At 67.2% G+C, this 25,588-nt stretch carries 22 protein-coding genes and 2 tRNA genes; 11 read left to right on the forward strand and 13 right to left on the reverse strand.

The window, feature by feature from the left end:
* Positions 1-50: 50 nt before the first annotated feature.
* Entirely contained in the window at positions 51-863 is an 813-nt protein-coding gene (locus ASE48_RS23390) for a hypothetical protein (RefSeq protein WP_057169551.1), read from the reverse strand.
* Between the two features lie 111 nt (positions 864-974).
* Here ASE48_RS23390 and ASE48_RS23395 point away from each other — a divergent pair, with 111 nt between their 5' ends.
* Complete coding sequence (locus ASE48_RS23395; protein WP_057169552.1) at positions 975-1,262, forward strand: hypothetical protein; 288 nt, start codon at positions 975-977, stop codon at positions 1,260-1,262.
* Positions 1,263-1,322: 60 nt separating this feature from the next.
* Here the strand turns inward: ASE48_RS23395 and ASE48_RS23400 are convergent.
* Positions 1,323-1,393: transfer RNA gene (locus tag ASE48_RS23400), tRNA-Gly, on the reverse strand.
* Between the two features lie 129 nt (positions 1,394-1,522).
* On the opposite strand from ASE48_RS23400, the gene ASE48_RS23405 reads away from it, so the two are divergent.
* From ASE48_RS23405 to ASE48_RS23420, 4 genes are all read left to right on the forward strand, one after another.
* Positions 1,523-1,596, forward strand: a tRNA-Pro gene (locus tag ASE48_RS23405).
* 41 nt (positions 1,597-1,637) lie between these two features.
* Positions 1,638-3,149, forward strand: coding sequence for a trigger factor (gene tig, locus ASE48_RS23410; RefSeq protein ID WP_057169553.1), 1,512 nt, complete (start codon positions 1,638-1,640; stop codon positions 3,147-3,149).
* A 117-nt stretch (positions 3,150-3,266) separates the two neighbouring features.
* Positions 3,267-3,866: an ATP-dependent Clp protease proteolytic subunit gene (locus ASE48_RS23415; RefSeq protein WP_057169554.1), complete on the forward strand. Its 600-nt coding sequence runs from the start codon at positions 3,267-3,269 to the stop codon at positions 3,864-3,866.
* Positions 3,863-4,489: an ATP-dependent Clp protease proteolytic subunit gene (locus tag ASE48_RS23420; protein WP_057169555.1), complete on the forward strand. Its 627-nt coding sequence runs from the start codon at positions 3,863-3,865 to the stop codon at positions 4,487-4,489. The genes ASE48_RS23415 and ASE48_RS23420 overlap by 4 nt, the downstream gene beginning before the upstream one ends.
* 59 nt (positions 4,490-4,548) lie before the next feature.
* Here the strand turns inward: ASE48_RS23420 and ASE48_RS23425 are convergent, their stop codons facing one another.
* Positions 4,549-5,487, reverse strand: coding sequence for a hypothetical protein (locus ASE48_RS23425; protein WP_057169556.1), 939 nt, complete (start codon positions 5,485-5,487; stop codon positions 4,549-4,551).
* Positions 5,488-5,743: 256 nt separating this feature from the next.
* Here ASE48_RS23425 and ASE48_RS33210 point away from each other — a divergent pair, with 256 nt between their 5' ends.
* On the forward strand, positions 5,744-5,902 hold the full coding sequence (locus tag ASE48_RS33210) for a hypothetical protein (RefSeq protein WP_200962243.1): 159 nt from the start codon (positions 5,744-5,746) through the stop codon (positions 5,900-5,902).
* Between the two features lie 4 nt (positions 5,903-5,906).
* Here ASE48_RS33210 and ASE48_RS23430 read toward each other — a convergent pair whose 3' ends face one another.
* Genes ASE48_RS23430 through ASE48_RS23440 form a run of 3 tightly spaced genes read right to left on the reverse strand, consistent with a single transcriptional unit; the run spans position 5,907 to position 8,616 of the window.
* On the reverse strand, positions 5,907-6,278 hold the full coding sequence (locus ASE48_RS23430; protein WP_057169557.1) for a DsrE family protein: 372 nt from the start codon (positions 6,276-6,278) through the stop codon (positions 5,907-5,909).
* A 60-nt stretch (positions 6,279-6,338) separates the two neighbouring features.
* Positions 6,339-7,892: an HD domain-containing phosphohydrolase gene (locus ASE48_RS23435; RefSeq protein WP_057169993.1), complete on the reverse strand. Its 1,554-nt coding sequence runs from the start codon at positions 7,890-7,892 to the stop codon at positions 6,339-6,341.
* A gap of 7 nt (positions 7,893-7,899) precedes the next feature.
* A complete protein-coding gene (locus ASE48_RS23440) occupies positions 7,900-8,616 on the reverse strand; it encodes a hypothetical protein (RefSeq protein WP_057169994.1) in 717 nt (238 codons plus the stop codon).
* Between the two features lie 346 nt (positions 8,617-8,962).
* Here ASE48_RS23440 and clpX point away from each other — a divergent pair, with 346 nt between their 5' ends.
* Complete coding sequence (clpX, locus tag ASE48_RS23445) at positions 8,963-10,243, forward strand: ATP-dependent Clp protease ATP-binding subunit ClpX (protein WP_057169558.1); 1,281 nt, start codon at positions 8,963-8,965, stop codon at positions 10,241-10,243.
* A 58-nt stretch (positions 10,244-10,301) separates the two neighbouring features.
* On the opposite strand, the gene ASE48_RS23450 is transcribed toward clpX, so the two are convergent.
* Genes ASE48_RS23450 through ASE48_RS23460 form a run of 3 tightly spaced genes read right to left on the reverse strand, consistent with a single transcriptional unit; the run spans position 10,302 to position 14,819 of the window.
* Positions 10,302-11,609 (reverse strand): glycosyltransferase, encoded by a 1,308-nt coding sequence (locus ASE48_RS23450; protein WP_057169559.1) that lies wholly within the window; start codon positions 11,607-11,609, stop codon positions 10,302-10,304.
* A 44-nt stretch (positions 11,610-11,653) separates the two neighbouring features.
* Entirely contained in the window at positions 11,654-12,505 is an 852-nt protein-coding gene (fdhD, locus tag ASE48_RS23455) for a formate dehydrogenase accessory sulfurtransferase FdhD (protein WP_057169560.1), read from the reverse strand.
* A complete protein-coding gene (locus ASE48_RS23460) occupies positions 12,498-14,819 on the reverse strand; it encodes an FdhF/YdeP family oxidoreductase (protein ID WP_057169561.1) in 2,322 nt (773 codons plus the stop codon). Before ASE48_RS23460 ends, fdhD begins: the two co-directional genes overlap by 8 nt.
* A gap of 94 nt (positions 14,820-14,913) precedes the next feature.
* Here ASE48_RS23460 and ASE48_RS23465 point away from each other — a divergent pair, with 94 nt between their 5' ends.
* A complete protein-coding gene (locus ASE48_RS23465) occupies positions 14,914-15,852 on the forward strand; it encodes a LysR family transcriptional regulator (protein WP_057169562.1) in 939 nt (312 codons plus the stop codon).
* A 58-nt stretch (positions 15,853-15,910) separates the two neighbouring features.
* Here ASE48_RS23465 and ASE48_RS23470 read toward each other — a convergent pair whose 3' ends face one another.
* Entirely contained in the window at positions 15,911-17,008 is a 1,098-nt protein-coding gene (locus ASE48_RS23470) for a Vgb family protein (protein WP_235571441.1), read from the reverse strand.
* Positions 17,009-17,166: 158 nt separating this feature from the next.
* On the opposite strand from ASE48_RS23470, the gene ASE48_RS23475 reads away from it, so the two are divergent.
* Entirely contained in the window at positions 17,167-19,341 is a 2,175-nt protein-coding gene (locus tag ASE48_RS23475; RefSeq protein ID WP_057169564.1) for a glutamine synthetase III family protein, read from the forward strand.
* Positions 19,342-19,525: 184 nt separating this feature from the next.
* On the opposite strand, the gene ASE48_RS23480 is transcribed toward ASE48_RS23475, so the two are convergent.
* Positions 19,526-21,163, reverse strand: coding sequence for a fatty acyl-AMP ligase (locus tag ASE48_RS23480; RefSeq protein ID WP_057169565.1), 1,638 nt, complete (start codon positions 21,161-21,163; stop codon positions 19,526-19,528).
* 246 nt (positions 21,164-21,409) lie between these two features.
* Here ASE48_RS23480 and ASE48_RS23485 point away from each other — a divergent pair, with 246 nt between their 5' ends.
* Positions 21,410-22,567 carry a Gfo/Idh/MocA family protein gene (locus ASE48_RS23485; RefSeq protein ID WP_057169566.1) on the forward strand — a complete coding sequence of 386 codons (1,158 nt, stop codon included), beginning with the start codon at positions 21,410-21,412 and terminating at the stop codon, positions 22,565-22,567.
* A gap of 3 nt (positions 22,568-22,570) precedes the next feature.
* Here the strand turns inward: ASE48_RS23485 and ASE48_RS23490 are convergent, their stop codons facing one another.
* Positions 22,571-23,599: a Gfo/Idh/MocA family protein gene (locus tag ASE48_RS23490; protein WP_057169567.1), complete on the reverse strand. Its 1,029-nt coding sequence runs from the start codon at positions 23,597-23,599 to the stop codon at positions 22,571-22,573.
* A gap of 61 nt (positions 23,600-23,660) precedes the next feature.
* Between ASE48_RS23490 and ASE48_RS23495 the strand changes: the two genes are divergently transcribed.
* Positions 23,661-24,650, forward strand: coding sequence for a Gfo/Idh/MocA family oxidoreductase (locus ASE48_RS23495; RefSeq protein WP_057169568.1), 990 nt, complete (start codon positions 23,661-23,663; stop codon positions 24,648-24,650).
* On the opposite strand, the gene ASE48_RS23500 is transcribed toward ASE48_RS23495, so the two are convergent.
* Positions 24,647-25,498, reverse strand: a complete 852-nt coding sequence (locus ASE48_RS23500) for a sugar phosphate isomerase/epimerase family protein (protein WP_057169569.1) — start codon at positions 25,496-25,498, stop codon at positions 24,647-24,649. The two genes, ASE48_RS23495 and ASE48_RS23500, sit on opposite strands and share 4 nt — an antisense overlap.
* Between the last annotated feature and the right edge of the window lie 90 nt (positions 25,499-25,588).

Raw genomic sequence — 25,588 nt, forward strand, 5'->3', positions numbered from 1 at the left:
ACTCACTCAGACCTCAAGAGCGTCAGTCTCGGAGGCAGCCGCCGGGTGACCTAGAAGTCGAACCCGCCGAAGTCGCCGCCACCGAAATCGCCACCGCCGAAGTCGCCGCCGCCGTCCCAGCCGCCCTGCTCGGCTCCGCCACCGTCCCAGCCACCCTGGTCGCCGCCACCGTCGCCGAGCTGGCCCTGGTCCATACCGTCCTGGAACCCGTCGCCGTAGCCGTTCTCGAACGCCTGGGCGTCATAACCGACGCCCGCCATCCCGCTGAACATGGTGCTGAACAGCAGCGCCGACCCGATACCCCAGGCGCCCGCGACGAGCGCCGGCTTCCACCACGGTTCGGAGTACCAGCCCGCGGGGACCGGACGTCCGGCGACGCGTCCACCGGGGTAGTAGTTCGGGGTGCGCTCCGAGGGTGTCGGGGAGGCTTCGATCTGGCGGCCCTCGAAGTCGACGCGCCGGTCCTCGGTGACATTGCCCGCAGTGCGTTGGCCCGCAAGGGATTCCAGTTCGGGTCCCGGGTCCATGCCCATCGCGGTGCGGGCGGCGCGCACGTAGTAGAGGCCCTCGATGGCGCTCTCCTTGGCCAGTAGGGCCTGCTTGGCCGTGGTGGCCTGATCGATCTGCGAGGAGGCCGCGGTGTACCGCTCGGAGGCGTCGGCCATCGCCTGCTTGGAGGCGTCGTCGTTGCCGTCCAGGTTGAGCACCTGGCCGCCGAGCCGCTCGATGACGCGGCGGGCGTCGGCCTGTGCGTCGGCCAGCGACTCGGCCGACTTCCGGCCGTTCGCCTGTGAGGAGTTGTAGACGACGAATGCGATCGCCGCGACGACCAAGATGATGAGGATGAGCAAGACGCCGTTCATGGCTCCCAGCGTACCGACAGGAAACGGTTCTCCCTGAGTGTGAACTCAGCTGCTGACGGTGGTGCCCATCGAGGCGTAAATTCAAGCTCAAGCAGGGTCGGGGTACCTCCGATGAAAGGCCTGCACGTGGTGATCAACATTCGTCATATCGCAATCGCAGGCGCGGCAGTAGTCGCGCCCTTCGCGATCGCGACAGGGGTTTCGGCGGGTACGGCCGGCGCCGCCGAGTGTGGGGTCGGGACCGTCTTTGATCCGCCGACCAACACCTGCGTGGCGGCTCCACTGCCGCCGCCGGGTCCGCTCCCGCCCCCGCCGCCGTGGAACGGCGATCCCACACCGGGATTCTCCATCGGGATCTGCGCACCGATCCCGTTCGTGTCGTTGTGCACGGGCATCTGAGTCAGGGCAGCGAAAAACGGCCCTACCAGCGTTTCCGCCGGTAGGGCCGTTTCTTTCGAGAGCGGGCGACGGGAATCGAACCCGCGTAGCTAGTTTGGAAGACTAGGGCTCTACCATTGAGCTACGCCCGCTTGCGGTGCATCGGAGACTGTACCGGCGAAGGCGCAATCAAATCCAATTGATTGCGTCACGTCTCGTGCCCGTAGTATCTCGCGTGGTCGGCGTACGTGCGTGCCGACCAGGCAGGCACGGATCAGGCACGGGGTGTAGCGCAGCTTGGTAGCGCATCCGCTTTGGGAGCGGAAGGCCGCAGGTTCAAATCCTGTCACCCCGACCGCACGAGTATCTCGAACCACACATACAAGGAGTAACGCAGTGAAGAGCACCGTCGAGAAGTTGAGCCCGACTCGGGTTCGGATCAACGTGGAGGTGCCCTTCACCGAGTTGGAGCCCGACTTCGATCGCGCGTTCAAGCAGATGGCCACCCAGGTCCGGCTGCCCGGCTTCCGTCCCGGCAAGGCCCCGCGCAAGCTGCTGGAAGCACGCATCGGCCGCGGCGCCGTCCTGGAGCAGGTCGTGAACGACGCGCTGCCCAGTCGCTACAGCGAGGCCGTCAGCGCCGCCGAACTGCAGCCCCTCGGCCAGCCCGAGATCGAGGTCACCAAGCTCGAGGACAACGAGGAACTGGTCTTCACCGCCGAGGTGGACATCCGTCCCGAGATCGACCTGCCCGACCTGAGCGCGCTGAAGATCTCCGTCGATCCGATCGAGGTCGGCGATGACGAGGTCGACACCGAGCTGCAGAACCTGCGCGCCCGCTTCGGCACCCTGACCGGCGTCGAGCGCCCCGCCGCCGAGGGCGACTTCGTCTCCATCGACCTGTCGGCCACCGTCGACGGCGAGGACGTGCCCGAGGCCGCCACCGAAGGCCTGTCCCACGAGATCGGCTCCGGCCAGCTCATCGAGGGCCTCGACGAGGCGATCGTCGGCCTCAAGGTCGACGAGAGCAAGACCTTCACCACCACCCTGGCCGCCGGCGAGCACGCCGGTAAAGAGGCCGAGGTCACCGTCACCGTGAAGTCGGTCAAGGAGCGCGAGCTGCCCGAGGCCGACGATGAGTTCGCGCAGCTGGCAAGCGAATTCGACACCATCGACGAGCTGAAGGAAAGCCTCGTCGAGCAGGTCCGTCGGGTCAAGCGCATCCAGCAGGCCGAGCAGATCCGCGACAAGGCGCTCGAGGTGCTGCTCGAGGACGTCGAGGTGCCACTGCCCGAGGCGATCGTCAAGGCCCAGGTCGACGACACCCTGCACAACGCGATCCACGGCCTCGACCACGACGAGGACAAGTTCAACGAGCAGCTGACCGAGCAGGGCAGCAGCCGTGAAGAGTTCGACGCCGACAACCAGAGCAACGCCGAGAAGGCCGTCAAAACGCAGCTGCTGATGGACGCCGTCGCCGACAAGCTGGACATCCAGGTCGGCCAGGAGGACCTGACCGAGCGTCTGGTGCTGATGTCGCGCCAGTACGGCATCGAGCCGCAGCAGCTGCTGCAGGTGCTGCAGCAGAACAACCAGCTGCCGGCCATGTTCGCCGATGTGCGCCGCGGCCTGACCATCGCCGCGGTGGTGCACAGCGCGACCGTCACCGACACCGACGGCAATGTCATCGACACTGCCGAGTTCTTCGGTCCGGCCGGTGGCGCCGAGGCTGAGGATGCCGCCGAGGCTCCGGCCGAGGTCGAGGCTGATGACGCCGACGCCGAGGCCGATGACGCCGACGCCGATGCCGACGACGACGCCGAGAAGAAGGCGAAGAAGGCGGAAAAGAAGGCCAAGAAGAAGGCCGAGAAGAAGGCCGAGGCCGACGACGCCGACAGCGCGGAGTGACGCCGCGCGCGTGACGCTGTGAGCGAAAGCGCGCGTTTCAGGGAGTGCACGATCGCGCCGGTTGGTTAGTGTTCGTGTGTACGTAGACGAGAAAGCAGGTATTCAGTCGTGACTGAGATGCGATCGGGCGCGTCGGGGCTCAACCTCATCGACTCGGTGTATGAGCGGTTGCTCGCCGAGCGCATCATCTTCCTGGGAACCCAGGTCGATGACGACATCGCCAACCGGCTGTGCGCGCAGATTCTGCTGCTGGCCGCCGAGGACCCCACCAAGGACATCCACCTCTACATCAACTCACCGGGTGGATCGGTGACCGCCGGCATGGCGATTTACGACACCATGGTGTTGGCGCCGTGCGATGTGGCCACCTACGCGATGGGTCTGGCCGCGTCGATGGGTCAGTTCCTGCTCGCCGCCGGCACCAGGGGCAAGCGGTACGCCTTGCCGCACGCGCGGATCATGATGCACCAGCCGTCGGCAGGTATCGGCGGTAGCGCTGCCGATATCGCCATCCAGGCCGAGCAGTTCGCGTTGACCAAGAAGGAAATGAACCGGCTCAACGCCGAATTCACCGGTCAGACCCTGGAGCGGGTGGAAGCCGACGCGGATCGCGACCGCTGGTTCACCGCTCCGGCGGCGCTGGAATACGGTTTTGTCGACCACATCATCACGAGCGTCAGCGTCAACGGTGAGGGACCAGGAGCAGGAATCAAATGAACCCGATGCAATCGCGCTACATCTTGCCGTCGTTCATCGAGCACTCCAGCTTCGGCGTCAAGGAATCCAACCCGTACAACAAGCTGTTCGAGGAACGCATCATCTTCCTCGGTGTGCAGGTCGACGATGCCTCGGCCAACGACATCATGGCCCAGCTGCTGGTCCTTGAGTCGCTGGATCCCGACCGCGACATCACCATGTACATCAACTCGCCGGGTGGATCGTTCACCTCGCTGATGGCGATCTACGACACCATGCAGTACGTGCGCGCCGACATCCAGACCGTCTGCCTCGGGCAGGCCGCGTCGGCCGCCGCGGTGCTGCTGGCCGCCGGTACCCCGGGCAAGCGCCTGGCTCTGCCGAACGCGCGTGTGCTGATCCATCAGCCCGCCGTGGGCGGCGCCATCCAGGGGCAGGTCTCGGATCTGGAGATCCAGGCCGCCGAGATCGAGCGCATGCGCAGCCTGATGGACGCCACTCTGGCCCGCCACACCGGCAAGGATCCCGCGCAGGTCCGCAAGGACACCGACCGCGACAAGATCCTCACCGCCGCGGAAGCCAAGGAGTACGGGATCATCGACACGGTCCTGGCCTACCGGAAGCTCTCGGCGCAGAACGCGTAGTCGCCTTTTACACACACTCGACCCCGGTTCGCCTTCGCGAGCCGGGGTCGAGTGCTGTGTCAGGTCTCGTCGGACGCCGGGGCGTCGTCGTCATCCGTCGGCGCTGAATCCCCGGACGGTGACGCCGGTGCCGGGTCCGCATCGGTCTCGTCCTCGTCATGCTGTGACGACGGATCAGAAGTCAGTTCGTGCTGGTCGACCTCGGCCTCCGGCTCGTCGGAGAGCAGTTCGTCAGGATCGGATACGGGTTCCGCATCCTCGGGCGCGGTGAGCACCGTCGTCTCCGGGTCGGTCATGGTCTCGAGCGGATCGCCGCCGCCGGGCGCTTCCGGCTCGTCAAAGGTCTGCACCTCGGTACGGTCCTGCTCGGTGTCGTTGCGGTCGGTCGTGCGTGCCGAATCGGCGGTACCGACAGGATCGGGGTCCGTCTGCTCGGGATCGAGGAACGTGTCTGCGGTGCGGAGCACAGGTGCAGACCTGGCAAGGGTGCCGGCCGTGGCGGTTCCGCTCAACAACGTGGCAGGTAAGCCGACGATGCCTCCCAGCGCTGCCCCGATGGTTCCGATGACCGCACCGATCACCCCTTCGATCTGCGCGATCACCCCGTAAATGGCCGCGACAGCGACTCCTCCCACGAAGGTGATGGTCAGAATCGCGCCGCCCACGAGTGGTGTGAGCGCGGGAATTCTGACGAAGGGCGCCAGTAGCCCAACCACGCCGCGGAGCACGGCGGCACCCAGTTGACCGACCCCGGTTGCGATTGGGGTGCCGCTGGCGGCCGACAGCAGGGGTACCGCCGCCGCGGCAATGTCTTGTGATGCCGAGGGTTTGGTGTCCGGGGTGAGCGGTTCGACGAGTGTCGCGAATTGGTCGATCTGCTCGATGAGTTCGGGCACCGTCACGTCGAACGGTGTGGTCGACGCGGTGAGTTCGACGGCGGGCACCGCGGCCGGCGGTGGGCTCGCCAGGACGGGTGCCGCGACAAGCGTCGACGCCACCAAGCATGTACACAACGCAGCGCCACCGGCACTGCGGACGGATCGCGCGGGCTGGATCATCGTCGTTCCTTCCCTGATGTGACGCTCGGAAACCGACATTGTCGGACGCGTCGATCAGGGTGAGGTGAGTAGGACGACACTCATATTTCAGGCGAGTGCGTCGTCGTCGCCAATATTGCCGCTCGCGTCAAAGCTGTCTCACCGAGACGGGGCCCTGGGACTCTTGGTCCGTCGGGAAACTCCGAGGGAGACGACCATGACCAACAGACACCGCGCGATGGCTGGCGCGTGCATGTTCTCTGCCGGGCTGTTCATCCAGATCGCCGCGCCGGCGGTCAGCCTGGCCGACGAACCGGTGTGCCCAGGACCGGTGGGGCCCGGCCCGGTCGGGCCCGGGGGACTGGGACCGCGCTAGCCGATCAGTAGCTGAAGGTGGTGGCCCCGTCGCCGATCCACTCCCACAGCTGCACGGTGCCACCGGGTTCTGCCCCGGCGATGAAGCTCTTCGAGTCCAGCTTCTTGGAGTCGATGCAGATGGGGCAGACCAGATATCGTCCACCGGCCTTCTCGTAGCGTTCGATCAGCCCGGTCAGCGGCGGGCATCCGTCGCAGGCGGTGCCCACTGCGACACCCGGGACCACCAGCCGCACGGCCTCCTTGGTCAGGAACATCATTGTCGGGCGGCCGGATTCGGCCGCGCCGACCGCCATCAGGAAGGCGATGGTGACGCGTTCGGCGTCCTCCAGGCCGGTGGTCAGGCTGATCGCTGCTTTGTTCGTCGAATTGCTCATAACCTGATCGTCTACACCCGAGCGCTTACCCGCGTGGGGCGTTTGCCCCACTTCGCGAGGTCAGGCCTCGACCAGTCCGTGCCGCAACGCGTACATGCTGGCCCCGATGCGGTTGGAGGCACCGATCTTGGCGTAGGTGCGCTCGACGTGATTACGCGCGGTCTTCTCGCTGATCACCAGCGCCGAAGCGATCTCTTTGTTCGACGCGCCGCGGGCCACCATCCGCAGTACGTCGACCTCGCGTGGGGTCAGTCCGTCCGGCCGCAGCGGCGCGCGCCGGGACCGGTGACCGGCGGCCTGGAGCACCGCCTCGACCGCGGTCGCGTCGAGTTCGCCGGCTGCCACCCGGTCGTGCAGCCGGCGCATCGCCGTCTGCGGCGTGTGTTCGGGCCGGTAAGGCCTTGGCTCGCAAGCAGACTGATAGCTGACCGCGGCGGCCAGTATCCGGTCGGGAAGGCCGAGCGCCGAGCCGGGCAGCCCCCGTGGGTACCCGGAGCCGTCCACGCATTCATGATGGTTACCGGCGATCTGGGCCACCTGCTGCAGGCCGGGTACCTGGCTGAGGATCCGCACCGTCAGATAGGGATGCAGGCGCACCCGCTCGAACTCGCCGGCGCTCAACGGTCCCGGCTTGGACCAGATCTGATTCGACACCCCGATCCGGCCCAGATCGTGGACGTGACCGGCGCGGCGGGTCAGCGCGATCGTGTCCGCGTCCAGGCCCGCCGCCGCGGCGCCATCACCGGCCAGTTGTGCCACCGCTCGCGAATGGCCAAGGGTGAAAGGGCATTTCAGATCCACGAAATCGCCGAGCGCTACCAGCATGGCGTCCAGCCCGTCGTCGTCGAGGCGTTCGTGACGGTCGGGCGCCTCGTGCAGCGCAGCCGTCCACACGTCTCCGGTCGTGGGCCCGGCCAGGATCGCGTCCGCGTCCCGCACGAACGCCTCGACCACCCGCGGGTCGAACTGTCCGCCGCGCCGGGTGGTGGCCAGCGCCACCGCGCGGGCCACCCCGCCGGTGCGGTGGTGTACCTCCACCAGATCGGCCAGCTGAGCGATCCGCATCTGGATCGGGATGGCATCCCCGCCCGCGCCGGCGGGCATGCCGCCGCCGTCGTACCGCTCGAAGGCGAAGGCCAGCGCGGCCTGCACCTCGGGTCCCAGCCCCATCCGGTCGGCGAGCAGCGCCGCGGAAGTGCAGTGCGAGTGGATCATTCGGGACAGCTGGCCGCGGGCATCGACGAACAACGTGGCCAGCACGTTCAGCCGTCGTGCCAGCGGTTCGCCCCTGGCGATGTTGTGCAGCAGGAACCGCAGAAACTCCCACCCCGTCGCCTCGACCTGGTAGGTGTCGTGGCGGACGGCGATGTCGTCGCCGAACCACCGTGCGTATTCATGCGAGTCGGCGTGACACCCGATCCACATGATCAGCGTCGTGTAGTAGACGGCGTCGCGCGACGGCCCGGTCAGGCCGAGACGATCGGCCAGCCTGGTCGCGATGAGCGCCGACCGCAGCATGTGTTCGCCGGGCTGGCCCAGACCGAGATCGACGGCCACCGACAGCGCAGCCAGCAGTTCGGCGCGGGTGGGTGTTTCGGCCGGCGGTGGGGCCATCGGCTGATTATGCGCTGCGGTGCACCGCGGGGTCATAGGTCTCGAAGTGCCCGGAGCCGACCACGAAGATGCCGCGCTGCGGCGGCCGGAAGTCGGCGAGTTCGGCCTGCCGGTGCAACGGGCCGGGCGCGCCGAGATCCACACCGCGCAGCGACGCACGCCCGGAGGCCAGCCACACCTGACGCGGAGCGATCATGAACTGCTGCCCGTTGGGGGCGGTGCCGGCCAGGTGGATCGTCCCCGCGCGCAGGACGGCGCCCGCAGCCGTACCGATGAGACCGAGCGCCGCGCGGCTGGTCCAGGTTCGCTCCGGCAGAGCCCGGCCGATGGCACTGATGGCGCGGGTCATCGGCGTGGCGCGGATATCGACGGTCCACTCCAGCAGTCCGTCGATCGTGACGAACAGGGTCCATGGGCTGACCCACGCGACGTCGATACCGCACTGGACCGCGTCCTCGGGGGTCGCCGCGCTGAAGTAACGCGCACAACTCTGTTGGCCCGGAGTCGTGGCATAGAAGGTCCACGTGCCGGCCGGGTCGCGATGCCAGACGGACTGGTAGCCGGGGGAGAACGTGGTCGCGGGGAAGTGGCGTAGGGCCAAATAGTGGCCGCTGGCAAACGGGAAGCCCATGACGCCGAAACCGACGAAACGTTCGTCGTCGCCGGCGGGCAGGACGGGGTGATCGAGTACCGCGGTCGCCACCGCGAGCGGAGTGATTTTCATGGAGTTCACGCTGCCCGGCGGCACCGCCCCGCACATGGGGCGTCTGCCTCAAAATGCCGCCGTCGCCGTCTGAAACCGCCAGGTACTGTGGAAGCCGGTGTACATGGATCGGACCAGGTGCTTTAGACCGCAATCTCGTCACGACGACGACACGCCAGGGACACGGACCGCGTGCCGCCGGGTGGCAGGCCACCAGGAGAGATATGTTCTCCTGCACGCGAACAAATACCACCGACGCGATTCGGCCCTTCGGTCGCACCGTGACGGAACGAACGGGTAGCGTCGGGTTTACACCCGGGGCAACCCACATTTGAGTGACAGCGAACAGGAAGTAGGACCCCCCCACATGGCTCGCATCGGAGACGGCGGTGACCTGCTGAAGTGCTCATTCTGTGGGAAGAGCCAGAAGCAGGTCAAAAAGCTCATCGCGGGGCCTGGTGTCTACATCTGCGACGAGTGCATCGATCTGTGCAACGAGATCATCGAGGAGGAGCTGGCTGACGCTGATGACGTCAAGCTGGACGAACTCCCCAAGCCCGCCGAGATCCGCGAGTTCCTCGAAGGCTATGTGATCGGGCAGGACACCGCGAAGAAGACGCTCGCGGTCGCCGTCTACAACCATTACAAGCGCATCCAGGCCCAGGAGAAGAGCCGCGATTCGCGTGTCGAGCCTGTTGAGCTGGCCAAGTCCAACATCCTGATGCTCGGCCCCACCGGCTGTGGCAAGACCTACCTGGCCCAGACGCTGGCCAAGATGCTCAACGTTCCGTTCGCCATTGCCGATGCCACCGCGCTCACCGAGGCCGGCTATGTGGGCGAAGATGTCGAGAACATTCTGCTCAAGCTGATCCAGGCCGCCGACTACGACGTCAAGCGCGCCGAGACCGGCATCATCTACATCGACGAGGTCGACAAGATCGCCCGCAAGAGCGAGAACCCGTCGATCACCCGCGACGTCTCCGGTGAGGGCGTGCAGCAGGCGCTGCTCAAGATCCTGGAAGGTACCCAGGCGTCGGTGCCTCCGCAGGGTGGGCGCAAGCATCCGCACCAGGAGTTCATCCAGATCGACACCACCAACGTGCTGTTCATCGTGGCCGGTGCGTTCGCCGGCCTGGAACGCATCGTTTCGGACCGCGTCGGCAAACGGGGCCTGGGCTTCGGCGCCGAGGTGAAGTCCAAGGCGGAGATCGACACCCAGGACCACTTCGCCGAGGTCATGCCCGAGGACCTGATCAAGTTCGGTCTGATCCCTGAGTTCATCGGCCGTCTGCCGGTGGTCGCCTCGGTGACCAACCTGGACAAGGAGTCGCTGGTTCAGATCCTGTCGAAGCCGAAGAACGCCCTGGTCAAGCAGTACACCAGATTGTTCGAGATGGACGGCGTCGAGCTGGAGTTGACGCCGGAGGCCCTGGACGCGATCGCCGATCAGGCCATCCATCGCGGCACCGGTGCCCGTGGCCTGCGCGCCATCATGGAAGAGGTCCTGCAGCCGGCGATGTACGACATCCCCAGCCGCGATGACGTCGCCAAGGTGGTCGTCACCAAGGAGACCGTGCAGGACAACGTGCTCCCGACGATCGTGCCCCGCAAGCCCCCGCGCAACGAGCGCCGCGACAAGACCGCATAGGTCACGCTTCAGATCGACGACATGGCTGTTCTCCCCCGCGGGAGGACAGCCATTTCGTCTATCTCGACGAGGTGAGCTGACGTCCGGCGATCACCTCGTCGAGCACAGCGGCGATCTCGGTGACGCCGTCGCGCTCGGCGTACGCGTCCTGCAGGCGGCGGGTGTTGTCGCGGTAGGTGACGTTGCCCAGGATGTCCAGGACAGCGCGCCGCACCTGGGCGGGGGCGGGGGTGCCGGTACGCAGATTGATTCCGGCGCCGAAATACTCGACGCGTGCGGCCACCTCCGGTTTGTCCTCGGTGTGGCCCGCGACCACCATCGGCACCCCATCGGACAGGGCGCGCTGCACGGCCCCGTAGCCGCCGTTGGTCACCATGACGTCCACCATGGGCAGCAGCACATCGTGCGGCAGGTACTCGGCGGCAAAGGTGTTGGACGGCAGTGGTATCCCGATCTGGGAGAGCGGTCGGCCGCCGGTGGTGACGATGACGGTGAGGTCCTCGCCGGCCAGTGCCTCGATGGTGGGTTCGATCAGCCGGCTCAGGTCGGCGTTGTCGACGGTGCCCTGCGTGACGTGCACGACGGGCCGTCCGCTGCGCAGCACATCCCACCATGGCGGTGCGGTGAAATCATCGTTGGGCAGTGGGCTGACCGCGCCGACGAACCGCACATGGGCGGGCAGATCGCTGCGGTGGTACTCGAATTCGGGGATGGTCGGCACGATCACCCGGTCGGCGAGCACCCCGCAGTCCAGGATGAACACCGGCAGCGGTGGCAGTCCCAGTGCGGCGAGCATCCGGTTCGCCGCACGGTGTGCGGGTCGCAGCAACACGTTCTGGACGACTCCGGTGAGCAGACGGTTGCGCAGCCGTCCCAGGGCGCCGGGCATCGGGGCGATGCCGGGGCCGCCCGGCGCGGTGTCCCTGCTCGTCAGGAACAGCGGGGTGGTGGTGTAGCTGAGGATGGGCGGACGTGCCACGGTGTCGTCGAGCAGCAGCGGTAGGGTGCCCAGGAAGAACGCATCGGTCAGGACGGCGTCATACTCGTTGTCCGCCAGCAGCTCCCGAAGCGCGTTGAACTGATGCGGGAGCGGACGCACGAAGACGTTCTCCACATCGAAGTTGATCCGCGCGATGCCGGAGGTCGCCGCGCGCCCCGGCAGCTCTGCGTCGAAGGCCGAATCGTCGTAGTCGGCGGCCAGCGGCAACGGGCGTGGTTCGGCGCCGGTGGCGCGGATCTTGTCGGCGTGCCGTGCGCTGGTGAGGACGGTGACGCTGTCACCGCGGGCGACCAGACCGCGTGCGACATTCAGCAGCGGGGCGATGTGTCCGACGGGCGGGCAGGAGGCGATCAGGATCTTCGGCATGCGGACGATGCTGGTTGATCAGCGGGTGTCCGCACTTGGAGGTTCTATGGAGAAAGCGTGGAGATTCGGGGTTGGTTCCGGACCCGGTCGGGCCGGGTGTAGATGTTCATCGAGTCGCCGCGCAGGAACGCCACCAGGGTCAGACCGGACTGGGCGGCCAGATCCACCGCCAGTGAGGACGGTGCGGAAACCGCCGCCAACAACGGGATTCCGGCCATCACCGCCTTCTGCGTCAGCTCGAACGATGCTCGGCCGCTGACCAGCAGCACGGTGCCGGTCAGTGGTACCCGGCCGGATTCCAGCGCCCAGCCGATGACCTTGTCGACGGCGTTGTGCCTGCCGATGTCCTCGCGCACCACCAGTGCGGTGCCACGCGCGTCGAACAGGGCGGCGCCGTGCAGGCCGCCGGTGGCCGCGAACACCTTCTGCCGGTCGCGCAGCTTATCGGGCAGCGCGGAGAGCATGTCGGCGTCGACGATGACGGGATCGTCGCCCGGCGCGTGCTTGCTGCTCAGCCGCACCGCGTCCAGCGAGGCCTTGCCGCACACCCCGCAGGAGGAGGTCGTGTAGAAATTGCGGGTCACATCGACATCGGGTGCCGGGACGCCTTGTGCCAGCGTCACATCGAGCACGTTGTAGGTGTTCAGGCCGTCCGGCCCGGCGCCGTTGCAGTACTGCACGGCGGCGATGTCCTCGCGCCGGGATACCAGTCCTTCGGTGAGCAGGAATCCCTGGGCCAGTTCGACATCGGATCCGGGGGTGCGCATCGTGACGGTCAGCGGCTTGCCGTTGACGCGGATCTCCAACGGTTCCTCGACGGCCAGCGTCTCTGGCCGGGCGACCGCGTCGGCGGCGGTCACATGCTGCACGCGGCGGCGCGCGGTCACCCTACCCATGTCGATCTCCCGTTGCTTCGCTCGCCCGGGCGACCGCTTGCAAACGGATCACCACGGCCTTGGACACCGGCGTGTTCGACCGCGCCGCAACATGATCCAACGGCACCAGCGGATTGGTCTCCGGGTAGTAGGCCGCGGCGTTGCCGGCCGGGGTGGCGTAGGCGACCACCCGGAAGTCCTTTGCCCGGCGTTCCTCGCCGCCGAACTCCGATATCAGGTCCACACGGTCACCGTCTCTCAGCCCGAGCGCGGCGATATCGTCGGGGTTGACGAACACCACCCGGCGTCCGCCCTTGACGCCGCGGTAGCGGTCGTCGAGGCCGTAGATGGTGGTGTTGTACTGGTCGTGGCTGCGCAGGGTCTGCAGGATCAGCCGCCCTTCGGGCACCGGAACCCACTCCAGCGGGCACACCGAGAAGTTGGCTTTACCGGTGGCGGTGTGGAATTCGCGGGAATCCCGGGGCGGGTGGGGGAGCTGGAATCCATCGGGCCGGCGCACCCGGATGTTGTAGTCGGTGCAGCCCGGCACGACGTCGGCGATGGCGTCGCGGATGCGGTCGTAGTCGGCGTTGAACGCCTCCCAGTCGACCGGGTGATCGGGGCCCAGTAGGGCACGGGCCAGCTGGCAGACGATGGCCACCTCGCTACGCAGCTGATCGCTGGCCGGGGTCAGGCTGCCGCGGGACAGGTGCACCATGGACATCGAATCCTCCACCGACACCAACTGCTTGCCGGATGCCTGGATGTCGCGGTCGGTGCGGCCCAGGGTCGGCAGGATCAGCGCGGTCCTGCCGTGCACCAGATGGCTGCGATTGAGCTTCGTCGAGATCTGCACCGTGAGTGCGCAGTTGCGCAGCCCGGCCTCGGTGACCTCGGTGTCGGGGGTCGCCGAGACGAAGTTACCGCCCATCCCGATGAAGGTCTTGGCGTGCCCGTCGCGCATGGCCCGGATGGCATCGACGGTGTCGTGGCCGTGCTTGCGGGGGCTGGTGATGCCGAAACGCGAATCCAGTGCGGCCAGAAATTCTTCCGGCATCTTCTCCCAGATGCCCATGGTGCGGTCACCCTGCACATTGGAGTGACCGCGCACCGGGCACACTCCGGCACCCGGCTTGCCGATCATGCCGCGCATCAACAGCAGATTGGTGGCCTCGCCGATGGTGGCGACCGCGTGCCGGTGCTGGGTCAGGCCCATCGCCCAGCAGATCACCGTCCGCTCGGAGCGGATCAGGATGTCGGCGACGCGGCGCAGCTGACCCTCGTCGATGCCGGTCGCCTCGAGCACGGTGCCCAGATCGACGGCGCGGGTCTGGCGTTCGTATTCGTCGAACCCCGCGCAGTGCGCGTCGACGAAGAGCCGGTCGACCACCGTGCCGGGCGCGCGGTCCTCGGCTTCGAACAGCAACCGGCCCAGCCCGGCGAACAGCGCCATGTCGCCGCCGATCCGGATCTGCACGAACTCGTCGGCGATCGGGATGCCGTCGCCGACCACTCCGTTCACCTTCTGCGGATCCTTGAACCGGATCAGTCCGGCCTCGGGCAGCGGGTTGACCGCGATGACGGTGGCGCCGTTGGCCTTCGCCTTCTCCAGCGTCGACAGCATCCGCGGATGGTTGGTGCCCGGGTTCTGCCCGGCGATCAGGATCACGTCGGCGTGCACCACATCGTCGACGGTCACCGAGCCCTTGCCGATACCGATGGAGTCGATGAGCGCGGTGCCCGAGGATTCGTGGCACATGTTCGAGCAGTCCGGCAGGTTATTGGTGCCGAAGCTGCGGACCAGCAGCTGGTACAGGAAGGCGGCCTCGTTGCTGGTGCGCCCGGAGGTGTAGAACAGCGCCTCGTCGGGGGAGGCCAGCTCGTTGAGGTGATCGGCGATCAGCCGGTAGGCACCGTCCCAGTCGATGGGTTCGTAGTGGGTGGCCCCGGCCCGCAGCACCATCGGGTGGGTGAGCCGGCCCTGCTGGGACAACCAGTACTCGGGCTTCTCGGACAGTTCCGCGACCGAGTGGCGGGCGAAGAAGTCGGTGGTGACGGTGCGCTTGGTGGCTTCCTCGGCGACCGCCTTCGCGCCGTTCTCGCAGAACTCGGCCAGCTTGCGGCCGCCGTGCTCTTCGGGCCAGGCACAGCCCGGGCAGTCGAAGCCGTGCCGCTGATTCAGTCTCGCCAGCGTGGCGGCGGTGCGTATCGGACCCATCTCGGCGAGGCCGCGCCGCAAACTGACCAGGACCGCCTTGACCCCGGCCGCCTCGTGCTTCGCCCCGGTGACGGTGACATCGCGCTCGTCATAGCTCGCATCGACATCCTTGGTCATATTTTCCAGGCTAACCCTCGGCGGCCGACGAGAGCGCCAATCCGTGGCGCCCCATATTTGCCATTTCACATGCAGTGATAGACGGTGTCTATTGATGGCAAGTGACGTCCTCCTCCAGCACCTGGACTACCTGCTGGCGCTCGCGGCCGAACGGCACTTCGGCCGGGCCGCCGCGCGCTGTCATGTCAGCCAACCGACGCTGTCGGTCGCGATCCGCCGGCTGGAGAAGGATCTCGGCATCGTCATCGTGCAACGCGGGCACCGCTTCGAGGGGTTCACCGAAGAAGGGCGCCGCGTCGTCACCTGGGCGCAGCGCATCATCGCCGAACGCGATGAGATGCTCGCCGATCTGGAACGCATGCGGGGCCGGCTGACGGTCACCGCCCGGCTGGGCGCCATCCCCACCGCGGTCCCCGCCAGTCCCTTCATCACCACCGAGTTCCTGAGGCGCAACCCGGCCGCCTCGGTGCGCATCGAGGCGCTGTCCTCCCGGGAGATCGCGCGCCAGCTCGCCGATTTCGAAATCGACGCGGGATTGACCTACCTCGATGACGAAGCGCCGCCGGGGACGCGGTCGGTCGAGCTGTACCGCGAGCAGTACGTCCTGGTGGCCCCCGCCGACAGCCGGTTGATGGGCGAACCGGAAGTAGCCTGGTCGGACGCGGCGGCGCTGGAGCTGTGTGTGCTGACGACCACGATGCGTAACCGGCGCATCCTGGACGCCAACATGGCCGCCGAGGGAGTCCAGTACCGCCCCGTCGTGGAGGCGGCGTCGGTCGATGCGCTCTACGCCCACCTTGCGCATTCGCGTCGTGCGACCATCGCGTCCACGGCGTGGCTGCCGCAGCTCGGTGTGCCGACGGGTTTCGCCGCCCGGCCGATGGTTCAACACGGTCCTCGGCCGGCGATCGGGCTCGTCGTACTGGACCGGGCGCCGGCGTCCATTGTCGCGGCCGCCCTCGTCGAGGTCGCCGGGGATGTGGACCTCGGGAGCCACATCGACAGCGCGTGGGATGCCGCCCGGCTCGGGTAGATCACGGTCCGCGTGACCGTTGAAACTGAAGTGGCGCAAGTGGTTACCGGGCCGCGAGTTACCGGGGATCCACGATCTGGAGCACGCCTGCCGTCACGCCGGCGATGAAGAGCCGTCCGGTCTCCGCGTCGACCCCGAGTGTGTAGGGATTCTGGACGGTCGCGATGCGCGCCACCTCACGCGGAGTCGGCTGCGCCATGTCGTAGCCGATCACCTCATTGGTTCCCGAGGACGCCACCCAGAGCCGGTCGCGGGTCGCGTCGTACGCGATCCCATAGGGTCCGCCGGGCTGGGCAATCTCGGCGATCTGGCGGGGCTCGGTGTCGAACACCCGGATCGCGTCGCCCCGTGTGTCGGCAGCGATGTACCGACCGTGCTTGTCGGCGACGAGGTGGGTGGGTCCCTGACCCGCCGGGGTCGATCCTCTGATCGTCAGCGCGTCGGCGTCGAACACCGTCAAGTCGTTCGTGCGGACGTCCAGCATTCCCATCAGGTTTCCGACGGGAGCCATACCCGCGGGCTGGACGCTGCCGGTGAAGACCTTGACGATGTCCTCGCCGCGCAGGACGGCCACGGTACCGCCGAGTTCGTTGGCGACAAAGACCGTGCCGTTGGGCGCTTCGGAGGCATCGTGCGGAACCGTGCCCGTGATGATCTGCGGTTCGGCGCGTCCGCCGGGCAGGTCCACCCGCACCAGGGCATTGGCGCTCTCGACCGGAACCAGCACCGGGCCACCGGGCCTGGCGAGCTGCAGATGCCGGACGAATCCGGGTAGTGGGACGCGCTTCGTGACGGCGCCGGTGTCGGCGTCGAGCAGGACGAGTTCGTGGGGGTTGCGTGTGGCCACCGCAACGGTGCGGGTCTTCGCGTCGACCACGACACCCTCGGGCGCATCGCCGACGGGGACTTGCCGGCCGGGCAGCCCCGGCCCCGGTGCGGGCGCTCGCTGCGGCTCGGCGGGCGGCGGCAGATCGTCGACGGGCGGGCGGGTGCCCTCGGTCGGGACGCCGGCGGGCAGTAGGCCGGTGGTGGTTGCCGTTTCTGCGTGGGTGGTGCCGGTCGGGCCGGGCTCCTGCGCAGGTTGCGCGCAGCTCGCCACCGTGAGCACCAGCGCCAAGGCGAAGAAACGGTATCGCATGGTCGAGGGGCTACCCATCTCAGCGACTCTGACCCACCGGTTTGCCGCGTCGCCGTCCGGGCGGACCCGCATTCCGCTGTTGACGCCGGCGTAACAAGTTCGGCATCCATTGTTCCTATCGTTGGCCGGTCAACGTCCGTCGAGTAGCTGGCGGACCGCAGTGCAAAGGAATTCCATTGAGCGCAAATGCTGTCCGCCTCCAGGCGATCACCAATGTCGAAGGCTACGTACCGCCGGCCATCAGCTTCGACCCCACCGAGGCGCCTGGCGAGATCTTCGGCGCGAACGTGTTCACCAAGGCCGAGATGCAGCTGCGGTTGCCGAAGTCGGTGTACAAGTCCGTCGTCGCGACCATCGAGAAGGGCGCCACGCTCGACCCGGCGGTCGCCGATTCGGTCGCCTCGGTGATGAAGGACTGGGCCCTGTCCAAGGGCGCGACCCACTACGCGCACGTCTTCTATCCGATGACGGGTCTGACCGCCGAGAAGCACGACAGCTTCCTTGAGCCGGTGTCCGACGGTCAGACGCTGGCCGAGTTCGCCGGTAAGACTCTGATCCAGGGCGAGCCCGACGCCTCCAGCTTCCCGTCGGGCGGGCTGCGCAGTACGTTCGAGGCGCGCGGCTACACCGGTTGGGATGTCACCAGCCCGGCCTACATCCTGGAGAACCCGAACGGGAACACGCTGTGCATCCCGACGGTGTTCGTGTCGATGACCGGCGAGGCGCTGGACTACAAGACGCCGTTGCTGCGCAGCCAGCAGGCCATGGGCGCGCAGGCCGAACGCATCCTGAAGTTGTTCGGGCACAAGGATTTCGACAACATCGTGTCGTTCTGCGGGCCGGAGCAGGAGTACTTCCTGGTCGATCGGCACTTCTTCCTGTCGCGGCCCGACCTGATCAATGCCGGCCGCACCCTCTTCGGCGCGAAGCCGCCCAAGGGCCAGGAGTTCGACGACCACTACTTCGGCGCCATTCCCGACCGGGTGCTGGGCTTCATGATGGACACCGAGCGTGAGCTGTTCAAGCTCGGTATCCCGGCCAAGACCCGGCACAACGAGGTCGCGCCCGGGCAGTTCGAGATCGCCCCGATGTTCGAGCGGGCCAACATCGCCGCCGACCATCAGCAGCTGCTGATGACGACGTTCAAGACGATCGCCAAGAAACACGGCATGGAGTGCCTGTTCCACGAGAAGCCGTTCGCCGGCGTCAACGGCTCCGGCAAGCACGTCAACTTCTCGCTCGGCAACTCGCAGTTCGGCAGCCTGCTCGTGCCCGGCGACACCCCGCACGAGAACGCGCAGTTCCTGGTCTTCTGCGCCGCCGTCATCCGCGCGGTGCACAAGTTCTCCGGCCTGCTGCGGGTCTCGGTGGCATCGGCCACCAACGATCACCGTCTCGGCGCGAACGAGGCGCCGCCGGCGATCATCTCGATCTTCCTCGGCGATCAGCTGGCCGATGTGTTCGAGCAGATCGCCAAGGGTGCCGCGACCTCGTCGAAGGGCAAGGGCACCATGATGATCGGTGTCGACACCCTGCCGCACCTGCCGACCGACCCGGGCGACCGGAACCGCACCAGCCCGTTCGCGTTCACCGGTAACCGGTTCGAGTTCCGGGCACCGGGTTCGGGTCAGACCATCAATGTGCCGATGATCATCCTGAACACGATCATGGCGGACTCGCTGGACTACATGGCCACCTGGCTGGAGAAGTCAGTCGGCGAGGGCGAGGACTTCGATGTCGCGGTGCAGAAGTTGCTCACCGAGATCATCACCGAACACGGAGCCGTGGTCTTCAACGGGGACGGCTATTCGGAGAATTGGCAGATCGAAGCCGCCGAGCGTGGGCTGCCGAACCTCAAGACCACACTGGATGCGATCCCGGAGCTGGTGAAGCCGGAAGCCATCGAGGTGTTCGAGAAGTACGGCGTGTTCAGCGAGCGGGAGTTGGAGAGCCGCGTCGAGGTCCGCTACGAGACATACGCGCTCACCGTCGCCGTCGAGGCCAAGCTGGCACTGGAGATCGGCTCGACCGTGATCCTGCCTGCGGCGCTGCGGTACCAGACCGAACTGGCGCAGAACGTCGCGACGCTCAAGGCCGCCGGCGTCGAGCCGGATCTCTCGCTGCTGAAGATGGTCTCCGAACCCATCGGTGCCCTCACCGCAGCGTTGGCCACCCTCAAGGAGGGGCTGTCGCATCACGCCGACAGTGCCACCGAGGAAGCAGTGCACGCCCAGTCGGCGCTGCTGCCCGCGATGGACGCCGTGCGCGTTGCGGCAGACACACTGGAAAGCATTGTGGCCGATGATCTCTGGCCGCTACCCACCTATCAGGAGATGCTGTACATCCTCTGACGGTGACCTGGAGCCGCCCCGGCGGCGACATCGGACATCGCCGGGTGCGGGGGACAGGCCCGCCCGGGGCCTCTGGTGACCTCAGCCCCCGCGCCCGGCGATCAGGTCTCTCTTCCGCGAGCGTGCGTGTCTGTGTGGGACACGCCGCTCGCGGAGGCCATTCCGCGCACGCTCGCGCAGGCGTTCAGCCCACGAGTGCAGCAGACGAGGTCCGGCGCAGCTTGCCGGACGGCGTCTTCGGGATCGACCCCGGTCCCAGCACCACCACGTTGCGTGGCCGCATGTCGACCTCGGTGACCACCTCGTGCGCAACGTCATGCTTGATCCGGCGGACCTCGTCGTCGTCGTCGAAATCATTGGATTCGATGACGACGGCGAACGATTCACGGGAATCCCCGGCATCCAGCCGCACCGCGACCGCGCCGCCCGGCCGTACGCCCCGCACCCGGCCGGCGGCGCGTTCGATATCGGTGGGGTAGATGTTGCGGCCCGCCATGATGATGACGTCCTTGACACGGCCGCACACCACCAGATTGCCGGTCTCGGTGAGATACCCGAGATCGCCGGTGTCGTACCAACCTTGGGCATTGCGGGCTTCGACGAACCCGCCCTTGGTGATGTAGCCGCTCGTCACCGGCCCGCCACGAAGTTCGATCACGCCGACACCACGCGCGGCCAGCAGGTCACCGTTCTCGCCGATGATGCGGGCCTCCAATCCGTCCAGCAGGGGTCCGAGGCAGGCGAGCCGGGTGGTTCTGCTGCCCTTGTTCGCCGGGACCGCCTGTCCCAGGGCGGCCAGTAGGTCGCTGTCGACCTCGTCGACCACGAGCCCTCCGCCGCACTCCGAGAACGACACTGCGACAGTGGTTTCGGCCATTCCATAGGCCGGCAGTACCGCGTCCGGGCGCAGTCCGAACGGTTTGCCCACCTCGATCAGTTCTTCGACGTCCGCCGGCTCCACGTGCTCGGCGCCGGACAGCGCCCAGCGCAGGGTGGAGAGGTCGAAGTCGCCGACTTTCGCTTGTCTGGCGAGCCGTTTGGCGAGCAGCGCGTAGGCGAAGTTGGGTGCCGCGGTCATCGTCCCCGCGTACTTGTCGATGAGCTTGGGCCAGAGCAGGATGTCGGTGAGAAAGTCCATCGGCGTGATCTTGACCAGTTCGGCCCCGAAATACATCGGCACCGTGAGGAATCCGGTCATGCCCATGTCGTGGAACAGCGGCAACCAGCTCACGATCACATCGGTGTCGGTGTTGACGTCGGCCCCGACGAACATCGCATCGGCGTTCGCGACGAGGTTGTCGTGGGTGATCTGAACGGCCTTCGGTGACCCGGTCGAGCCGGACGTCAACTGCAGCAATGCGATGTCGTTACCGGTGGTGCGGGTCGGTCCGATGCCCTCGGCGGCGAGCAGTTCGGTCACCGTCAGCACCGTGACGCCATGTTCTTCCAAGATGGGAACGGCGGCCATGAAGGGATCGGAGACGATGACGGTCCGCGCCGCGATCATGTCGATGACGCTGATGGTGTCGATGGCCCAGGACACCAGATCGGTCCGGGGTGTCGGCTGGTGCAACATCGTGATGCTGGCGCCGCGCATCCACAGTCCTTGCGCGGTGGGGGCGATCTCCACCGGCGCGCCCGCAAGCACGCCGACCGCGTCGCCGTGCCCGACGCCCGCGGCGGCCAGGCCGCCGGCCACTCGGCGTGCACGATCGTGGACTTCGCGCCAGGTATGGCGGACCGGGCAGTGCGGTTCGCCCGTCACCATCCCGTTGACGCTCCACTGAGCGTTCGCATACATGTTTTCCGTAAAGCGGCTCACGACAATCCTCCGGATCAGGGCGCAAATCCCGAGGTCCGGGGGATCGGCGTATGCCAGCTAGCCGGAATTCTAGTGCCAAGTCCCGGTGTGGGGGCGTCGACGAGCGGGAAAAGGGCCGCGGATTTCCCTCGCCTGGTGCGTCTGTAGGTGCCTCTTCTCGCTCACTGAGCCCCAGTTCAGAGCATTTGTCCTGACGTTCGCACAAATACTGGACAGCCTCGGTGCCCGGTCGCTACGCTCACCGGCGTGAGCAACTTCCCCGTCGGGATCATCGGTTTCGGGTGGATGGGCCGCGTGCACGCGCAGGCCTATGCGCGGCTGCGTCATCACTATCCGAACGTGCCCGCTCCGCAACTCATCGCGATCGCCGACGAGGTGCCGGGCCGGGCCGAGGAGGCCGCGCAGCAGTTCGGCGCCGCCTCCGCGCACACCGAATGGAAGACGCTCATCGACGACCCGGCGATCCGTGCGGTGAGCGTGACCGCGCCGAACTTCCTGCACCGCGAGATCGGTACCGCCGTCGTCGACGCGGGCAAGCACCTCTGGATCGAGAAGCCGGTGGGCCTCGACGTCGATGATGCGCTGGCCGTTGCACAGGCCGCCGATGCGCGTGGTGTCCAGACCGCGGTCGGTTTCAACTACCGCAATGCGCCGGCGGTGGCCGCTGCGCGCCAACTCATCTCCGCCGGAGAACTCGGCACCATCACCCACGCCCGCTTCTATTTCCTCAGCGACTATGCCGCCCATCCCGACGGCGCACTGAGCTGGCGGTTCCAGCGCTCGCGGGGTGGCAACGGAGTGCTCGGTGACCTGGCCTCGCACGCCGTCGATTTGGTGCGTTACCTGCTGGGCGAGGTCGATGCCGTCGTCGCCGACACCGCAACATTCATTGCGCAACGGCCCGAACCGGACGGCGCTACTTCGGGCCATCAACTCGCCGGCGGTGGCGTGCGCGCCGACGTCGAGAACGAGGACTATGTGACGGCTCAGCTGCGCCTGGCCTCCGGTGCCCGCTGCGGTGTTGAGGCCAGCCGGGTGTCGGTGGGCGAGCAGAACGCCTACGGATTCGAAATCCACGGCACCGCAGGTGTCGTCGCATGGGACTTCCGCCGCATCGGCGAGTTGCGGGTCGGCACCGGATCGACGTTCCAGGATCAGTCGGTGACGACGCGGTTCGTCGGGCCCGGCGACGGTGAGTACGCGGCTTTCCAACCGGGGTCGGCCATGGCCATGGGTTACGACGAGCTCAAGGTCATCGAGGCGCACCGGTTCCTGCGGTCCGTCCAGACGGGATCGGCTGTCGGCGCGACCATCTGGGATGCCGTCGCGGCTGCGCAGGTCATCGAGGCGATCACCGAATCGGTACGCACCGGATCGTGGGTCCGTCCTCGCACCCTGAGCTGAAACTCAGCCGATCTGCCTGCGGATCTCGTCGGCGACCTCCAGCGTCGCGATCGCGTACCGCAACGGATGGATCTCCGACTCGGTACGGCCTTCGGTGATGCACCGGGCGGCGTCGACCGCGGCGAAGTGCAAGCCATCGGTGTGGCCGCCGGGCTTTTCGTCGTAGCGCAGCCTGCGCCCCGGATCGTTGGGGTGGCCGCGGTGCCGGGTCAGGGTGAAAGGGCCTGGCATGTAGAACGATCCGTCGAGAGCCAGAGTGGCGTCGCGTCCGATGATGGCCGCCATGGTCGGGGTGTCGGACAGAATCGTGGTGTGCAGCAACGCCTGATTGCCCGCCGCGTCGGACAGTATCGCCGAGATCTGGCCGTGGAGGCCGGGCTCGGCCTCCTGGCCCTGAGCCTGCACCGAGGTGAACCCGTCGGATACGAAATGTGCCAGCGCGATGGTATAGGTGCCGAGATCCAGCAGTGGGCCGCCAGCCAGGCCGGCGTCGTAGATGCGGTGGTCGGGGGTGAAGAACTCGCCGTGATCGGCGATGACGGTGCGGATCTCGCCGAGGGCGCCGTCCTCGAGCAACTGGCGGATCACGTCGAACTTCGGGAGGAACTTGGTCCACATCGCCTCGCCGACGAAGCGGCTGTTGCGCTGCGCGGCGGCGGCGATCTGCCGGGCCCCGGCGGCGTCCACGGCGAGGGGCTTTTCGACCAGCACGTGCTTACCGGCGTCCAATGCGGCGACTGCATTGTCGAGGTGGCTCGGGTGCGTGGTGGCGATATAGACGATGTCCACCTCGGGATCGGCGAGCAACGCCTGATAGCTGCCGTGCGCGTTGGGCACAGACCATTGCGCGGCAAAGGCTTCGGCGCGGTCGTTCCCGCGCGAACCGACGGCGATCACCTGCTGGGTGGTCCGTGACAGCAGCGTTTCGACGAACCGGTGGGCGATCCATCCCGGCCCGAGGATGCCCCAGCGCAGGCTGGGCGCTGCCCGTGGATCGGGTGTGCGGGCCTGCGGCAGGGCCATGTTCGTCATGACACCAGAATAGATGGCGGAGCCCTACTTTGTTAAGACATTAGTATGTAATACTCGGCCCATGACGGTGCGTGTGGGGGTTGTCGGGGTCGGAGTGATGGGCGCAGACCATGCCCGCAAGATCGCGACCGTGGTGTCGGGTGCCGAACTCGTTGCGGTGAGCGACTTCGACGCCGCCGTGGCTTCCTCGGTGGCGGCCGAACTGGATGCGGTCGTGCACAATGACGGCTTCGGTCTCATCGGTCACGCCGACGTGGACGCGGTGATTATCGCGACCCGCGACGACACGCACGCCGAATTGGTGCGCGCCGCGCTGCGCGCCGGCAAACCCGTCATGTGCGAGAAGCCGCTCGCGCCCACCGCCGCGGAGAGCCGGGTACTGGTGGATGAGCAAGCGGCGCTGAATGTTCCGTTCGACCTCGTCACGGTCGGCTTCATGCGGCGCTTCGACCCGTCGTATGTGGCACTGCGCGAGCGGGTGTCCGGTGGCGAGCTCGGCGCCCCGCTGGTGGCGCACTGCGTCAGCCGCACCGTCAGCAGCAATCCCGGCGGTGACTCGGCGTCGACGGTCACGAACTCGGCCATCCACGAACTCGATATCGTGCCGTGGCTGCTGGATTCGCCGATCGTGGAGGTGAGTTACCAGCGCGGCAGATCCTCGGTGCACTCGGGAACCCGGCAGGATCCGCAGATCTACCTGCTCCGGACGGCATCCGATGTGCTGGTCACCGTCGAGCTTTACCTGAACGCCCGGTACGGCTATGACACCAGATGCGAGGTCGTCATGGAGACCGGCACGGCGGCATTGACCCTTCCGACGCACGTCGTCACCGACGCCGAACGGCGCAGGGGCGTGGACTATCCGGCGGACTGGATCCCGCGCTACGCCGATGCCTACCGCATCGAACTGCAGGAGTGGGTCGATTCGATCAGCCGGCAACGGCGGTCAACCCTCGCCACCGCCGGCGACGGATTGCGGGCGGCGCAGGTGGCCGATGCGCTGGTCGAGTCGATGAACTCGAACGGCGCGTGGGTCGACGTCGCAGTCTAGACGAGCACCGCGGCCGCGGATTCGGCGGCGAGCTTCAGCGCATGCGCCACCGGGAGCTGCCGGAACCCTGACGACAGGATCTCCACGCCCCACGGGCCGCGGAACCCGAAGTAGCGCAACAGCTCCACCAGGCCGACCAGATCGAACGACCCGTCGCCACACAGCAGCCGGTTGTGCACGGTGTCCTCGAACAGGCTGCCGACGATCTGCTCGGCGGCGTCATCGAGTTCGACGCCGAAGATGATCTCCGGGGTCAGTGACCTGGCGAGATCACCGATCGTGGTGCCCGCGCGGAACACGTGCCACGCGTCGATGACCAGCCCGACCGCCGGATGTGCGGCCGCGTGGGCGAGTCCGGCGCCCACCGGAACGGTGTCGATGATCGAGAACGGCATGGGTTCGATCGCGATCCTGGTGCCGCGCGACTCGGCCTGTTCGCCGAGTTCGCGCAGGGGAGCGACCAATTCGAGGAGATCCCCGGTACGCGCCGCTTGTTCGGAGCCGATCTTGATGAAGGCCGGGCACAGGACGTCCGCCGCCTCGAACAGCAGGTCGCGCACATCGTAGGAATGGCCGAGTCGCCCGCGCGGGATCCACCACCGCTCGATCAATTCGATCTCGATGTGGGTGAGTCCGGCGTCGGCGGCCATATCTCGCAGCGCCGCGAATCCGATCCCCTCACGGACGGCAATGAGGTCATCGGCGATCAGTCCGAAGCCGACGAAGCCCGCCTCGGCGATGGCCGACAGCCGATCCGCGATCGGCACCGGGCTCGTCGCCGGGTTGTGCATCGGTGACACATCGCCGGCGCTGGTCCACGCGGTGGCGACGAGCTGGGGTGTGGACATGGATCCTCCTCGATCGCGAGCGTGCGGAAAGTACTGCCCGCGAGCGGCGTGTCCGGCGTCAGACACGCACGCTCGCGGGAGATGGGGTCA

This window comes from Mycobacterium sp. Root265, assembly GCF_001428895.1.
In the GTDB taxonomy this organism is placed as follows: domain Bacteria; phylum Actinomycetota; class Actinomycetes; order Mycobacteriales; family Mycobacteriaceae; genus Mycobacterium.

Bases quoted from the DNA above. Each gene is read 5' to 3' on its own strand.
- ASE48_RS23500 (WP_057169569.1), bottom strand. From the start codon at position 25,498: ATGTCCACACCCCAGCTCGTCGCCACCGCGTGGACCAGCGCCGGCGAT.
- ASE48_RS33210 (WP_200962243.1), top strand. From the start codon at position 5,744: ATGACCAACAGACACCGCGCGATGGCTGGCGCGTGCATGTTCTCTGCC.
- clpX (WP_057169558.1), top strand. From the start codon at position 8,963: ATGGCTCGCATCGGAGACGGCGGTGACCTGCTGAAGTGCTCATTCTGT.
- ASE48_RS23395 (WP_057169552.1), top strand. From the start codon at position 975: ATGAAAGGCCTGCACGTGGTGATCAACATTCGTCATATCGCAATCGCA.
- ASE48_RS23495 (WP_057169568.1), top strand. From the start codon at position 23,661: ATGACGGTGCGTGTGGGGGTTGTCGGGGTCGGAGTGATGGGCGCAGAC.
- ASE48_RS23470 (WP_235571441.1), bottom strand. From the start codon at position 17,008: ATGGGTAGCCCCTCGACCATGCGATACCGTTTCTTCGCCTTGGCGCTG.
- ASE48_RS23460 (WP_057169561.1), bottom strand. From the start codon at position 14,819: ATGACCAAGGATGTCGATGCGAGCTATGACGAGCGCGATGTCACCGTC.
- ASE48_RS23440 (WP_057169994.1), bottom strand. From the start codon at position 8,616: ATGAAAATCACTCCGCTCGCGGTGGCGACCGCGGTACTCGATCACCCC.
- ASE48_RS23465 (WP_057169562.1), top strand. From the start codon at position 14,914: ATGGCAAGTGACGTCCTCCTCCAGCACCTGGACTACCTGCTGGCGCTC.
- ASE48_RS23415 (WP_057169554.1), top strand. From the start codon at position 3,267: ATGCGATCGGGCGCGTCGGGGCTCAACCTCATCGACTCGGTGTATGAG.
- ASE48_RS23430 (WP_057169557.1), bottom strand. From the start codon at position 6,278: ATGAGCAATTCGACGAACAAAGCAGCGATCAGCCTGACCACCGGCCTG.
- ASE48_RS23390 (WP_057169551.1), bottom strand. From the start codon at position 863: ATGAACGGCGTCTTGCTCATCCTCATCATCTTGGTCGTCGCGGCGATC.
- ASE48_RS23435 (WP_057169993.1), bottom strand. From the start codon at position 7,892: ATGGCCCCACCGCCGGCCGAAACACCCACCCGCGCCGAACTGCTGGCT.
- ASE48_RS23450 (WP_057169559.1), bottom strand. From the start codon at position 11,609: ATGCCGAAGATCCTGATCGCCTCCTGCCCGCCCGTCGGACACATCGCC.
- ASE48_RS23420 (WP_057169555.1), top strand. From the start codon at position 3,863: ATGAACCCGATGCAATCGCGCTACATCTTGCCGTCGTTCATCGAGCAC.
- ASE48_RS23490 (WP_057169567.1), bottom strand. From the start codon at position 23,599: ATGACGAACATGGCCCTGCCGCAGGCCCGCACACCCGATCCACGGGCA.
- fdhD (WP_057169560.1), bottom strand. From the start codon at position 12,505: ATGGGTAGGGTGACCGCGCGCCGCCGCGTGCAGCATGTGACCGCCGCC.